Genomic DNA, 12493 nt, shown 5'->3' with positions numbered 1-12493 from the left:
CTCAGGCGATGACGAACATCGGTTCGTCGAATTCCACCGGCTGGCCGTTCTCGACCAGGATGGCGACGACGGTACCGGCCACGTCGGCCTCGATCTGGTTGAACATCTTCATGGCCTCGATGATGCCGAGCGTTTCACCGGCCTTGACCTGCTTGCCGATGGTTGCGAACGCCGGGGCGCCGGGCGTGGAGGCGGCGTAGAACGTGCCGACCATGGGCGCCTTGACGACGTGGCCCGGGGGCAGCCCGGCATCGGCGGCCGGCGCGGCCGCTACGGCCGGTGCCGCTGCGGGAGCGGCCGTAGCGGCGGCGACGGGAGCGGCCATCATCGGCTGCGGCGCGGCGACGGCAACGCCGCCCTTCGGCACGCGCGAGAGACGAACCACTTCCTCGCCTTCCTTGATTTCCAGCTCGGCGAGGTTGGACTCTTCGAGCAGGTCGATGAGCTTCTTGATCTTGCGCAGGTCCATGGGTCAAACCTTCTGGTGATGTAAGCGAGCCGCGCGGGGCGGATCGCGAAAAAAAGGGTCAGGCAGCCGGTACGGCGAGGCGGAGCAGGGCGGCTTCCAGCGCCAGGCGATAGCTGTCGCCACCCAACCCGCAGATTACGCCGGTGGCGATGTCCGACACGTACGAGTGGTGCCGGAATGGCTCGCGTGCGTGCGGATTCGACAAGTGAATCTCGATGAACGGAATGGCGACTCCGGCCAGCGCGTCGCGCAAGGCCACCGATGTATGCGTGAACGCGGCTGGATTGATGAGGATCCACGCGGTGCCTTCGTCGCGCGCCTGATGGATCCGGCCGATCAGCTCATGCTCCGCGTTCGACTGGAACCAGCCGAGGTCGTGCCCTGCGGCCTGAGCGCGCGCCTGTAGCGACGCGTTGATGTCGGCCAGGGTTTCGTGGCCGTAGACCGAAGGCTCACGTGCGCCGAGCAGATTGAGGTTGGGTCCGTGCAGGACGAGGATCCTGGCCACTGTTCACCTGTACCGTAGGTCCGGGGTGCCGGAAACGCCGCGCAGTGTGCGCCTGTCGGCCAAGCTTGTCCAGTTCGGTGAAGTTCGCCGCAGATCGCTGGAGATCACGTCTTTCCAGACGCCGCCGTATGGTTGCGCCGTCCTGAGGACACCTCTCCGGCACGCCTTCAGGGCTTCGCGAACAGCGCCTGCCAGCCTTCCACACCCAGCTTGTCCAGCGTGGCGATGTTCGTCTCGAAGATGGACGCCGCATCGGGAAAGGCTGCTACCGCCCGATCGATGCTGGCTTCGCGCAACAGGTGCAGGGTGGGGAAGGGCGACCGGTTGGTGAAGTTGGTGACGTCGTCGGGCGCGGTGCCCTCGAACTGAAAATGCGGATGGAAGCTGGCGACCTGGATCTCGCCTTCCAACGCCAGGTCGGCCACGGTGTCGTCGGCCACCTCGAGGAATTCGTTGAAGTCCATGAAGTCGGCGAGCACGCCCGGATGGATCAGCAGCGTGGTGTCGATGGCTTCCGGGTCGGCGTCGCGCAGGGTTTCCAGTTCCCGGACCAGGTCCGCGTGCAGTTGCAGGGGCTGGGTGGCCTCGCTGACGACGTAGCGTACCTGCCCTTTCTTGTGCACGGCCTTCGCGAAAGGGCAGAGGTTGAGACCGATCACCGCGCGTTCGAGCCAGCAGCGGGTGGCGTCGATCGCCTCGTCGGGCGTGGGCAGGGCATCCATGGGAAGTTCGTTCATCGGTCGGGGGTGAGCCATTCGTCGAGTTCCGCCTGCGAGAAGGCGCCAAGCTTGCGGCGGAGGATACGCCCGTCCTCGCCGATGAGGACGCTGTACGGCAAGACCCGCCGCGTGTTGCCGAATGACAGCGAGCCTCCCTGTGCTTCCGAGTCGGCCAGCACGATGGGGTAGCTGACGGGCTTGTCGCCAAGGTAGGTGCGCACCGCGCTGGCGTTGTCCTCAGCCACGCCGACGATCGCGACGTTGCGATCGCGATAGCGTGCGGCGTTCTCGCTGAGCAGCGGCATCTCGCGTCGGCACGGCGCGCACCATGTGGCCCAGAAGTTGATGAGCAGGCGCTTGCCGCGCCAGTCGGAAAGCTGGCGGGGCTTGCCGTCCACCGTAAGGAACGTGGCTTCCGCCGGCCGCTCGCCCACGTCGGCCACCGTGACGCCATTCGGCGGAGGTGGATTCAGGCGACGGTGTTCGAGGTACAGACCGAGCGCGCCGGCCGCGATGGCGAGCACGACGATCCAGACGGTGACGCTTCGTGTCATGGGCCGGCGGCGGCCTGCAGCGCTGCCTCGACCCGATCGTAGGTGAGCACCGTGGACAGCTTGCGACCGTCGCCGCCGCCCTTCGGGTAGACGACGTAAAGCGGCACGCCGACCGAATGGTATTGCTCGAGGAAGGCGGCGATGGTCGCGTTGACGTCGGTCCAGTCGCCTTTCATGTAGACCGTGCCGGTGCGCTTGAGCAGATCCTTGAAGGCCGCCGTGTCTAGCACGGCTTTCTCATTGGCCTTGCAGGTGATGCACCAGTCCGCCGTCATGTCGACGAAGACGGGCGTGCCGTCGCGGCGCAGCTCGGCCAGCTTCTCGGGCGAGTAAGGGATGGAGCCGTCGGTGGCGACGGTCGTGCTGGACGCTGCCGGCAGGCCATGCACCACCCACAGCGCCGCGGCGGCGCCGATCGCCAGCACGGTCGTGAACACCCAGGACAACCGCCCACCGCGGCTGCGCCCATACCACCAGAGCGCCATGGCCAGCAGCACGCCACCGGCCAGCACGAGTGCGGTGGCGTCGGCCCCGCGTTGCTTGGTCAGCACCCACAGCAGCCAGACCGCCGTGAGATACATCGGGAACGCGAGTGCCTGCTTCAGCGTCTCCATCCAGCGTCCCGGTCGCGGCAGCAGTCGAGCCACGGCCGGCACGAAGCCGATGACGAGGAACGGCAGCGCCAGACCAAGGCCAAGGGCCAGGAAGATCAGGAAGGCCACCACGGGCGGTGCGGCGAACGCGAAGGCAATGGCCGAGCCCATGAACGGCGCCGTGCATGGGCTCGCGACCACCACGGCCAGCACGCCGGTGAAGAAATCGCCGGCGGGGCCGGAGCGCGCCGCGAGGCCGCTGCCGACGTTGCCCAGCGATCCACCGATCTCGAACACGCCAGACATCGACAGCCCCACGGCGAGCATCACGTAGACCAGCAAACCGATCGCCAGCGGCTGCTGGAACTGCGCGCCCCACTGGATGCCGTGTCCGGCGGCGCGGATGCCGACGATCACCAGCCCCAGTGCCGCGAAGGCGACGAGTACCCCGGCCGTGTACCAGAGCGCATGGCGACGCGCGGCTGTCTGGCTCTCACCGCTTTCCAGCACGGTGACGGCCTTGAGCGAAAGTACGGGCAGGACACAGGGCATCAGGTTGAGCACGAGTCCGCCAAGCAGGGCGAGACCGATGGCAGCGACGAAGCCAACGGGAGCCTCGCTATCGGTGCCCATGCCTGCCGGAGGCGGCGTGGGGGCGACGTCGGCCGGTGCGGCGGCGGGTTGCGCTTCGTCGGCAGCACCGACCGAGGCCGTGCCAGCAGCGAGATCGAGCGTCACGTGACGCTTCATGACCGGATAGCAGATGCCGTTCTCGAGGCAGCCCTGGTAGGCGACGTCGAGTCCAACCGACGTGGCACTACCCGCGCCGTGCAGCGGCACGGGCAGTTCCACCTGGTCGAAATAGACGATGGTGTCGCCAAAGTGTTCGTCGTGGTGCGCGGTACCGCTGGGCCAGTCCGGTTCGCCGGCAGACACGCCAGCCGGCGAGGTCACGGTGATCTGCGTCTTGTCGCGATACAGGTAGTAGTCCTTGGGCATCGTCCAGCGCAGCAGCACGCTCTGGCGATCCTTGACCAGGGCCTCGAAGCGGAACGCCTGATCAGCCGGCAGCGGCTGGGCCTCCACGCCAGGTGTAGAGGCGGGCGCGCCGAGCAGTGCAGCACCCGAGGCAGCCGGTGCGGCGGGCGCGGGCGCCGGGATAGTGGACGCACCACCGATCGCGAGCTTGAGGTGCTCGGTGTTCGGCGGGTAGCAGATCTTGGGCTCCACCTCGTGGCAGCCCTGGTACTGCACGTCCAGCGCCAGCGTCTTCGTGCTGGCGTCGGCCAGCGTGTAGGGCACGCTGGCCTCGATATCGCCGTGGTAGATCTCCACGTCGCCGAGGTACTCGTCGTGTTTCTTCAGGCCGTCGGGGAGCGCCGGCTCGCCCAGCGTCACGCCCGGGTCGGCGGCCTTGATCTTGATCCGGCCCCGGTAGAGGTAATAGTCGGGGGCGATCCGCCAGTGCAGCTTCACCATCCCCGGCTGGCTCGCATCGGAGGTGAGCTGGAAGGCCTGGGTGACCGGCAGCAGGTCGCCATCGTCCTGCGCGAGCGAGGGAAGGGCGATGGTCAACAGGCCGAGGCCAGCGACCAGGTTCCGCACGAGGCGGGCAAACGACGTCATGGCGACTCCATGGATCGACGCGGTGACGAACCGCGGTGGGCGTCGGTCATTATGACCGGGCGGTTCCGTATTGGCTTGCAGGGACCGAGGTCTCCAGCCAGCGGAGATACGGCGCGTGGGCCGCCGCGATGGGCAGCGCGACGATCTCCGGCACCTCGTACGGGTGGTGCGCGGCGACGAAGGCTTCAACGGCCGCGAAGGACTCGCGGACCGTCTTCACCAGCAGGAGGTCTTCGGCGTCGGTGACCACCTTGCCCTCCCAGCGGTAGGTGGACCGCATACCGGGAAGGTGGTTCACGCAGGCGGCGAGGCCAGCCTCGACGAGGCCGCTGGCGAGCGCGGCCGGCACGTCGCCGGGCGGGCAGGCAATGAGAATGACGATGGCTTCGGACATGCCGCCCATTGTGGGCGGGACATGCGCGAAGCACCAATGTTGTACCCGACCCCTTGAACGGTTTCGTCGGCGGCACCATTGGTGGGGCACGCCCAAGGCCCTTCCGATGAAGGGAGTGCTTTGGCTAGAATTCTGGCACTCACCTGGGCCAAGTGCTAACAAGGTGGACCAAATCCTTTGTCTGTCAATCACATGGTTGGAGAAGTCATGAGCAAACTGCGCCCGCTGCACGATCGCGTCATCGTCAAGCGTCTTGAGGAAGAGCGTGTTTCCGCCGGTGGCATCGTCATCCCGGACAGCGCCACCGAGAAGCCCACCCGCGGCAAGGTCATCGCCGCCGGTACCGGCCTGCTGCTTGCCAGCGGTCAGCTCCGCCCGATGGGCGTGAAGGAAGGCGACGTGGTCCTGTTCGGCAAGTACGCCGGCCAGGAGATCAAGGTCGACGGCGAAGAGCTGGTCTTCCTGAAGGAAGACGACATCGTGGCGGTTCTGGAGGGCTGATCTTCGCGGCTCCCCTTCGGGTAGTCAGTCGCAAGATTTAAATCCCCTTTCCTATTTCAAAATTTTTTGAGGCAAAAAATTTTATGGCAGCTAAAGAAGTCCGTTTCGGCGAAGACGTACGCGCTCGCATGCTGAAGGGTGTCAACACCCTCGCGAATGCCGTCAAGGTCACCCTGGGCCCGAAGGGCCGCAATGTCGTGCTCGAGAAGAGCTTCGGCGCCCCGACCGTCACCAAGGACGGCGTCTCGGTCGCGAAGGAAATCGAACTCGCCGACAAGTACGAGAACATCGGCGCGCAGATCGTGAAGGAAGCCGCTTCCAAGACGTCCGACGTCGCGGGTGACGGCACCACGACCGCCACCGTGCTGGCTCAGGCGTTCATCCAGGAAGGCCTCAAGGCCGTGGCCGCCGGCATCAACCCGATGGACCTGAAGCGCGGTATCGACCAGGCCGTCACGGCCGCCGTCGGCGAGCTGAAGAATCTCTCCAACCCGACCGCCGACGACAAGGCGATCGCCCAGGTCGGCACCATCTCGGCCAACTCCGACGCCGACATCGGCGACATCATCGCCAACGCGATGAAGAAGGTTGGCAAGGAAGGCGTCATCACGGTCGAGGAAGGCTCGGGCCTCGAGAACGAACTCGACGTCGTCGAGGGCATGCAGTTCGACCGCGGCTACCTGTCGCCGTACTTCATCAACAACCAGCAGTCGCAGCAGGTTGAACTGGACGACCCGTTCATCCTCATCCACGACAAGAAGATCTCGAACGTGCGCGAGCTCCTGCCGGTGCTCGAGGCCGTTGCCAAGGCGGCCAAGCCGCTGCTGATCGTGGCCGAGGAAGTCGAGGGCGAAGCCCTGGCGACCCTCGTCGTCAACACGATCCGCGGCATCGTGAAGGTCGCTGCCGTCAAGGCCCCGGGCTTCGGCGATCGTCGCAAGGCCATCCTGGAAGACATCGCGCAGCTCACGGGCGGCACGGTCATCTCCGAGGAAGTGGGTCTGGCGCTCGACAAGGCCACGATCAACGATCTGGGCCGCGCCAAGCGCGTCGTGATCACCAAGGAAAACACCACGATCATCGACGGTGCCGGCGATGCCGAGGGCATCCAGTCGCGCATCAAGCAGATCAAGGCGCAGATCGAGGAAACCTCCTCCGACTACGACCGCGAGAAGCTGCAGGAGCGTGTTGCCAAGCTTGCCGGCGGCGTTGCCGTCATCAAGGTCGGCGCCGCGACGGAAGTCGAGATGAAGGAAAAGAAGGCCCGCGTCGAAGACGCCCTGCACGCCACGCGTGCGGCCGTCGAAGAAGGCGTGGTCCCGGGCGGCGGCGTTGCCCTGATCCGTTCGCTCAAGGCGCTGGAAGGCCTGAAGGGCAAGAACCCGGACCAGGACCTCGGTATCGCCATCACCCGTCGCGCCCTGGAAGCCCCGCTGCGCGCCATCGTCGCCAATGCCGGCGAAGAGCCGTCCGTGGTGCTGAACAAGGTCAAGGAAGGCCAGGGCAACTTCGGCTACAACGCTGCCAACGGTGAGTTCGGCGACATGATCGCCTTCGGCATCCTGGACCCGACCAAGGTCACGCGTTCGGCGCTGCAGTTCGCCGCCTCGGTGGCCGGCTCGATCATCACGACCGAAGCGGCCGTGAGCGAGCTGCCGAAGAAGGACGAAGGTCACGCCCACGGTGGTCCGGGCGGCATGGGTGGCATGGGCGGTATGGACTTCTAAGTCCTCGCTCAACCGCTGTGCGTTTCAAGCGAAGGAGTCCCGCGCGAGCGGGGCTCCTTCGTTGGTTTTGGGAATCGAGAATGTCCATGTTTCTCGATCCGTCAGCTGCAGTTACGACCGAAGAGAAATGCAGTTCCGGTAATTGCGCCCCTTCTCGCCATCGTCCTAAGACGCCTCAGGCTTTTCCCATGCAGCCGCAACGTTAGGAGGAGCCGGTGGGTGCCGTTTTTGGAGCGTCTCCGCACGGAGGCGAAGGCCGGAGGAGGACTCAGCAAAAAAATGGCGCCCGCCGGCTCCCCGCTCCGCCCCGCGAGCGCTAACACGGTTATGCAAGCCGCGCGCAACACTGTGGCGAGACCGCTCGATCATGAGCCTTCGGACACGCATGATCCGAGTCGCCATTGACGCAGTTAAAGACGAGCTACTGTCCCGCGCCCGATGCAGCGCGTTCTTCCATGGCGCCCGGTTGGCGCGCGACCGTCGTGGCATCCGGCGTGACGTACTGCGCCATCAGCGGATCGAGCTTCTTCTTGAATCGCAGCATCGCCACGTTGCTCATCGAGAGGTCGGCGTACTTCTGCATCGCGTCCATCGGAGGGGACGGAGCATCCGGTGCGTGGGTGAGCGCGGCCAGCTTCGGCGCGACCACTTGCGTGAGGGCGAAGTAGGCGTCGTCGTGCACGCCTGCCTGTTCGAGCAATTTGCCTGGGAGCATCCACGCGGCGAGATCGGCCTGCTTGGGCGCAGGGCCGTCGCCGTGTGCATCCACCAGCACGTAGGGCACCGTCTGCGTGAACATGCTGCCGCCGTCAACGAAGCCGAGCTTGTCGTAGGTCTCGGTAAGCGCCGGCAGATGATCGCCGTAGAACAGCAGGAGCGTTGGGCGCTCGCGCTGCTTCAGCAGTTCGGCGAGGCGCCCCAGCTCCGCGTCGGCATGGCGCATGTGATAGATGTAATTGCGCAATTGCAGCTTCGCATCGTCGCTGATGCCGTCGGGCACGGGGATTGCGTCGCGCTCGCGCTGGTCCACGTTGATCGTCTTGTCGTAGGGGCCATGCGCTTCCATGCTGATGGCGAAGACAAAGCGCGGCGGTCCCGAATCCTTCAACTGGCTCATGATCTCGTCGGTCATGGCGCTGTCGGCCATGTATTCGCCGTCGCGGCGGAATCCTTTCGGGAAATCCGCCTGCGAGACGAAGCGGTCGAAGCCCAGCGAGCGGAACGCGGCCGTGCGGTTCCAGAACGACGGATCGTTGCCATGCACCGCGATGGTTTCGTAGCCGTGCGAACGCAACGTGCGGACCATGCTCGGCACTACGGTCGAATGCATCTGCAGATAGGGGAACTGCATCGTGGGGAAGTAGCGCAGCGAAAGCCCCGTCAGTACCTCGAACTCCGTGCGGATCGTGCCGCCGCCGAACGTGGGAACGTGCAGGTTGCCCGCGCTTGCGTGCTCGGCGAGGCGGTGCAGGTTGGGCGCAAGGTCCTCATGTTCGAGGCCGCGAATGACGCTCGGGTCGAAGAACGACTCGCTCTGAATCACGACGATGTCCGGCGCCTGGCGATCGTTCGATGCGGCATCGGCAAGATGCTGGCGCAGGTCGGCGCTGGTGTCCGCGAGAAAGCGCGACGCTTCGGCCGGATCGGCTTTCTGCTTGTTCCCCGCGTCCTGCAGGCGGAACTGCATGATCGTGGTAACCACGCCGTTGTAGCGCGCGTTGCCCGCCGCGGACCACGGCTGCATGCCAAGGCGGTTCTTGTCGTACATGTGGGACCACGCAGGCACACCGGCCATCAAGGTGCCGAGCAGCGCGACCAGCGTGACGCCCGTGATGACACGGCGATGCGTGTGCCGTGCGAACAGCGGTGGCTCGAGGCGCGCGATAAGAACGATCAGACCCAGCGTGGCAAGGATCGCCAGGTAGGGAAGCGGGCTGCTGGGCAGGTAGCCGCCAAGGAGATGCAGGCCACCGTTCTTCAGTTGCCCGACCATGCGAAAGTCCGCCGGCAGCAAAGGTGCGCCGAGGTTCTTCATCTTGATGGCGCTGACGGCAAGAACGGCGCCTTGTGCCATGAATGCGAGCCCGAACGACAGCCAGGCGCGGCGCGTCAGCACCAGGAGCAACGCCGCCAGCAGCAGGCCGGGAAACGCGTTGACGAACAGGTGCCACGGGCGATCCGCCCACTCCGCGCTCGACACGCCCGGATTCCCATCGAGAAAGCCCGTGTAGAGGACGAAGGCCACGGCCAGGCAGAGCGGCAGCGCTACGCGTGCTGCAATGTCGCGCCAAGTTTTTGAATCGTAAGCCATAACGTCCTCGTGTCACGCCCCTGTCTTGAAGGGGATGGGGACTGTAACGCAGCGGACATGAACCGGTTGTCAGGCGAACGGCGTTTGTTCGTCGCGTTGCTGCGACCCAACAGCGCTTACGCCCCGTGGCGCGCGTTGCAACGCGGCTCAGGCACAATGCCTGCCTCATGAATGCCTCGCCGCCAGCTCCGCGCGAAAGCTCCGACATTCGCGCACTCATCGATGCCCGTTACGCCGATGTGATGGCGGCCTGCCGCGCTGCCCGCATCCCGCTTCACGACGATGCCGGCGTGGAGGAGCGCATTCGTCGCACCTTGCTCGCGTCCGACTTCGCCTTCGAGGTGCTCCGGCGCCAACCGGGTCTGCTGGCGCCGGCCGGGCTCGAGCGCCTGCGCGCGAACGGCGATGCGTCGACCCGTGCGGCGACACTCGAGTTGCCCGCGGACGAAGAAGCCTGCATGGCGGTCCTGCGCCGCTTTCGGCACGCCGAAGCGCTGCGGATCGTCTTTCGCGACGTCAACGGCCTGGACGATATCGACGACACGCTGTCCTCCACGAGCGCGCTCTACGAAGCGTTGCTCGAACTGGCGCTGCGCTGGTCGGAATCGGCGATGCATGCCCGCTTCGGGCGACCGCGTGACCCGGCAGGCGTTGCGCAGCGCATGGTGGTGCTCGGCTTCGGCAAGCTCGGCGGCAACGAGCTGAATTTCTCGTCGGACATCGACCTCGTGCTGGCCTATGCCTCGGCAGGGCAGACCGACGGCGCCCGCCCGCTGGACAACAACGAGTATTTCATTCGCGAAGCGCGCCAACTGGTGCGTCTGCTGGCCGAGCCGACGGTCGACGGTATCTGCGCGCGCGTGGATCTGCGACTGCGTCCGTTCGGGCAGGCCGGTCGGCTGGCCCTGCCATTCGCGGCGATGGAGCAGTACTACCAGCGCGAAGGCCGCGACTGGGAGCGCTACGCGTGGATCAAGGCGCGCCCGGTGGCGGGCGATCGCGTGGCGGGCCGCGAGCTGCAGGACATGCTCCGTCCGTTCGTCTATCGCCGCTATCTCGACTACACCGCGTTCGCCGGGCTGCGCGAGATGAAGGCGCTGATCGACGCGGAGGTCGCTCGCAAGGATCTCGCCGGTAACTTGAAATTGGGGCCGGGCGGCATTCGCGAGATCGAGTTCGTGGTGCAGCTCACGCAGATGATCCGGGGTGGCCGGGATCCGGCGCTGCGCGTGCGTGGCTTGTTGCCTGCGTTGCAGGCCTGCGAGGCACGCGGGTATATCCCCGCCGCGAGAGCGAAGCTCCTGCGCAGTGCCTACATTTTTCTGCGCCGGCTGGAGAATCGCGTGCAGATGCTGCGCGATGCGCAGACGCACGATATCCCGGACGATCCGCTGTGTCGCGAGCGCCTGGCGCTCGGGCTTGGCTACGACACCTGGGAGGCACTGGCAGCGCAACTGGCGACGCATCGCGATGCCGTATCGGCCGAGTTTGCGGCAGTCCTCGTGCCCGAGGCAGGCGGTACTGCCACGGCGCCGGCTGCCGATACCGCCCTGTGGCTGGCGGCACGCGAAGAAACGCTGACGGCCGAGACGATGGAGGCTTCCGGTTTCGTACCCGGTGCCGATGTTGCCGACGAGCTGACGAAGCTTCCGCGCGCGGCAGCGGTACGGTCGATGTCCGCGCGCTCGTCCGAGCGTCTCGAACGGCTGATGCCACAACTGATCCGTGCAGCTCGCGACAGCGTCGCGCCTGCGGCCAGTCTCTTGCGCCTGTTGCGGCTCGTGCAGGCGGTGGCGCGGCGGTCGTCGTACCTCGCACTGCTGGACGAGCAGCCCAACGCACGCCGTCGCGTCGCAAGTGTGTTTGCCGACAACGCCTTCCTGGCCGAACGGGTGATCGCACAGCCCCTGTTGCTCGACGACGTGCTCGACCCGCGCATCGACCAACTGCCGCTGAAACGCGCAGACATTTCCGCGGAGATTGCACGCACGCTGGGCGCGCTCGACGAGCGCGACCCGGAGCGCGAGCTGGAGCGCATCAACGAATTCCGCTCCAGCATCGCCTTCCGTCTGGGCCTCGCCTTCAACGACGGGCGCGCCGACGCGCCCGCCACAGCGCGGCGTCTGGCGGGTCTGGCCGAGGCGGTGATCGGCGCCATTCTCGCGCTTGCGACGCGCGAGTTGGCGGCACAGCACGGGCGTCTGCCGGGCGAGGGAAGCGGCTTCGCCGTGCTTGGATACGGCAGCCTGGGTGGCGAGGAGTTGGGCTTCGCCTCGGACCTGGATCTTGTCTTCGTCTATGACGGCAAGCGCGCCAATGCGATGAGCGACGGGCCGCGGCCGGTGGACGGCACCCGCTGGTATCAGCGCCTCGCGCAGCGGGTGATGCACTGGCTGGGCGTGCAGACGCATGCCGGCAAGCTCTACGACGTCGACACGCGCCTACGTCCGGACGGTTCGAAGGGGTTGCTGGTGGCCAGCGTCGACGCCTTCGAGGCCTACCAGCGCGACCGCGCGTGGACCTGGGAGCACCAGGCGTTGCTGCGCGCCCGCCCGGTGGCGGGTGATGCCCGGCTTGGCGGGTTGCTGGCGGGGATTCGGCGCGACATCCTCGGCACACCGCGCGACCCGGAGCGCGTGCGCGCCGAAGTCAGCGCCATGCGTGCGCGCTGGCGCGCCGAGCGCGACCGCTCCGATGCGGCCCGGCTCGACCTCAAGCAGGGCCCGGGTGCCTTGATCGACATCGAGTTCATCCTGCAGGGCATGGTGCTCGCGTACGCGTCCGCACACCCGGCGATTCTCGATACGCCAGCGAGCAGCAGCCTGATCGACGTGCTGCGCGAGGTGGGCCTGTTCACCGAAGCGCAGGCCGATACCCTGCACGTCGCCCACGCGGACCTGCTGCAGATGGGGCTGGCCTGCACGCTCGACCTGCGTTCGCGCATCGCCACGCGTACCGAGGCGCTCGATACCCTGTGCGCAGGGGTGCAGCAGGTCGCCGTCGATCTCGGCTTCAACTTTGCGGGTCGGGCCGACGGCGCGGCGCCCCTGGGTGTGGATGCCTGAGCGCGGCCTCGGCGTTATGCTGTACG

Annotated in this window: 10 protein-coding genes; 3 read left to right on the top strand and 7 right to left on the bottom strand. The window is 66.5% G+C overall.

Features of this window, described 5'->3' with window-relative positions; all coding sequences use genetic code 11:
* Nucleotide 1: 1 nt before the first annotated feature.
* From accB to cutA, 6 genes are all read right to left on the bottom strand, one after another.
* Nucleotides 2-469, bottom strand: coding sequence for an acetyl-CoA carboxylase biotin carboxyl carrier protein (gene accB / locus IM816_RS16230; RefSeq protein WP_250338875.1), 468 nt, complete (start codon nt 467-469; stop codon nt 2-4).
* 58 nt (nt 470-527) lie between these two features.
* On the bottom strand, nt 528-977 hold the full coding sequence (aroQ, locus tag IM816_RS16225) for a type II 3-dehydroquinate dehydratase (RefSeq protein ID WP_072323763.1): 450 nt from the start codon (nt 975-977) through the stop codon (nt 528-530).
* A gap of 167 nt (nt 978-1144) precedes the next feature.
* Nucleotides 1145-1699 (bottom strand): DUF1415 domain-containing protein, encoded by a 555-nt coding sequence (locus tag IM816_RS16220; protein ID WP_250338874.1) that lies wholly within the window; start codon nt 1697-1699, stop codon nt 1145-1147.
* 11 nt (nt 1700-1710) lie between these two features.
* A complete protein-coding gene (locus tag IM816_RS16215) occupies nt 1711-2250 on the bottom strand; it encodes a TlpA family protein disulfide reductase (RefSeq protein ID WP_250338873.1) in 540 nt (179 codons plus the stop codon).
* The gene (locus tag IM816_RS16210) at nt 2247-4469 is read right to left on the bottom strand and encodes a protein-disulfide reductase DsbD family protein (RefSeq protein WP_250338872.1); all 2223 of its coding nucleotides are present in this window, start codon (nt 4467-4469) and stop codon (nt 2247-2249) included. Before IM816_RS16210 ends, IM816_RS16215 begins: the two co-directional genes overlap by 4 nt.
* Nucleotides 4470-4518: 49 nt before the next feature.
* Complete coding sequence (cutA, locus tag IM816_RS16205) at nt 4519-4863, bottom strand: divalent-cation tolerance protein CutA (protein WP_250338871.1); 345 nt, start codon at nt 4861-4863, stop codon at nt 4519-4521.
* Nucleotides 4864-5070: 207 nt separating this feature from the next.
* On the opposite strand from cutA, the gene IM816_RS16200 reads away from it, so the two are divergent.
* Together IM816_RS16200 and groL are read left to right on the top strand one after the other, a co-directional pair.
* Nucleotides 5071-5364 (top strand): co-chaperone GroES, encoded by a 294-nt coding sequence (locus tag IM816_RS16200; RefSeq protein ID WP_036110126.1) that lies wholly within the window; start codon nt 5071-5073, stop codon nt 5362-5364.
* Between the two features lie 83 nt (nt 5365-5447).
* Complete coding sequence (gene groL, locus IM816_RS16195; protein WP_250338870.1) at nt 5448-7091, top strand: chaperonin GroEL; 1644 nt, start codon at nt 5448-5450, stop codon at nt 7089-7091.
* 421 nt (nt 7092-7512) lie between these two features.
* On the opposite strand, the gene IM816_RS16190 is transcribed toward groL, so the two are convergent.
* Entirely contained in the window at nt 7513-9402 is a 1890-nt protein-coding gene (locus tag IM816_RS16190; RefSeq protein ID WP_250338869.1) for an LTA synthase family protein, read from the bottom strand.
* Nucleotides 9403-9569: 167 nt separating this feature from the next.
* On the opposite strand from IM816_RS16190, the gene glnE reads away from it, so the two are divergent.
* Nucleotides 9570-12467 (top strand): bifunctional [glutamate--ammonia ligase]-adenylyl-L-tyrosine phosphorylase/[glutamate--ammonia-ligase] adenylyltransferase, encoded by a 2898-nt coding sequence (glnE, locus tag IM816_RS16185; protein ID WP_250338868.1) that lies wholly within the window; start codon nt 9570-9572, stop codon nt 12465-12467.
* The last annotated feature ends 26 nt before the right edge of the window (nt 12468-12493 follow it).

Source organism: Luteibacter flocculans (assembly GCF_023612255.1).
Lineage (GTDB): Bacteria > Pseudomonadota > Gammaproteobacteria > Xanthomonadales > Rhodanobacteraceae > Luteibacter > Luteibacter flocculans.
The sequence above is the reverse complement of the archived record's forward strand: the minus strand, read 5'-3'. Positions and strand labels throughout refer to the sequence as shown.

Bases quoted from the DNA above. Each gene is read 5' to 3' on its own strand.
- accB (WP_250338875.1), bottom strand. From the start codon at position 469: ATGGACCTGCGCAAGATCAAGAAGCTCATCGACCTGCTCGAAGAGTCC.
- IM816_RS16190 (WP_250338869.1), bottom strand. From the start codon at position 9,402: ATGGCTTACGATTCAAAAACTTGGCGCGACATTGCAGCACGCGTAGCG.
- cutA (WP_250338871.1), bottom strand. From the start codon at position 4,863: ATGTCCGAAGCCATCGTCATTCTCATTGCCTGCCCGCCCGGCGACGTG.
- IM816_RS16200 (WP_036110126.1), top strand. From the start codon at position 5,071: ATGAGCAAACTGCGCCCGCTGCACGATCGCGTCATCGTCAAGCGTCTT.
- IM816_RS16210 (WP_250338872.1), bottom strand. From the start codon at position 4,469: ATGACGTCGTTTGCCCGCCTCGTGCGGAACCTGGTCGCTGGCCTCGGC.
- IM816_RS16220 (WP_250338874.1), bottom strand. From the start codon at position 1,699: ATGGATGCCCTGCCCACGCCCGACGAGGCGATCGACGCCACCCGCTGC.
- IM816_RS16215 (WP_250338873.1), bottom strand. From the start codon at position 2,250: ATGACACGAAGCGTCACCGTCTGGATCGTCGTGCTCGCCATCGCGGCC.
- glnE (WP_250338868.1), top strand. From the start codon at position 9,570: ATGAATGCCTCGCCGCCAGCTCCGCGCGAAAGCTCCGACATTCGCGCA.
- groL (WP_250338870.1), top strand. From the start codon at position 5,448: ATGGCAGCTAAAGAAGTCCGTTTCGGCGAAGACGTACGCGCTCGCATG.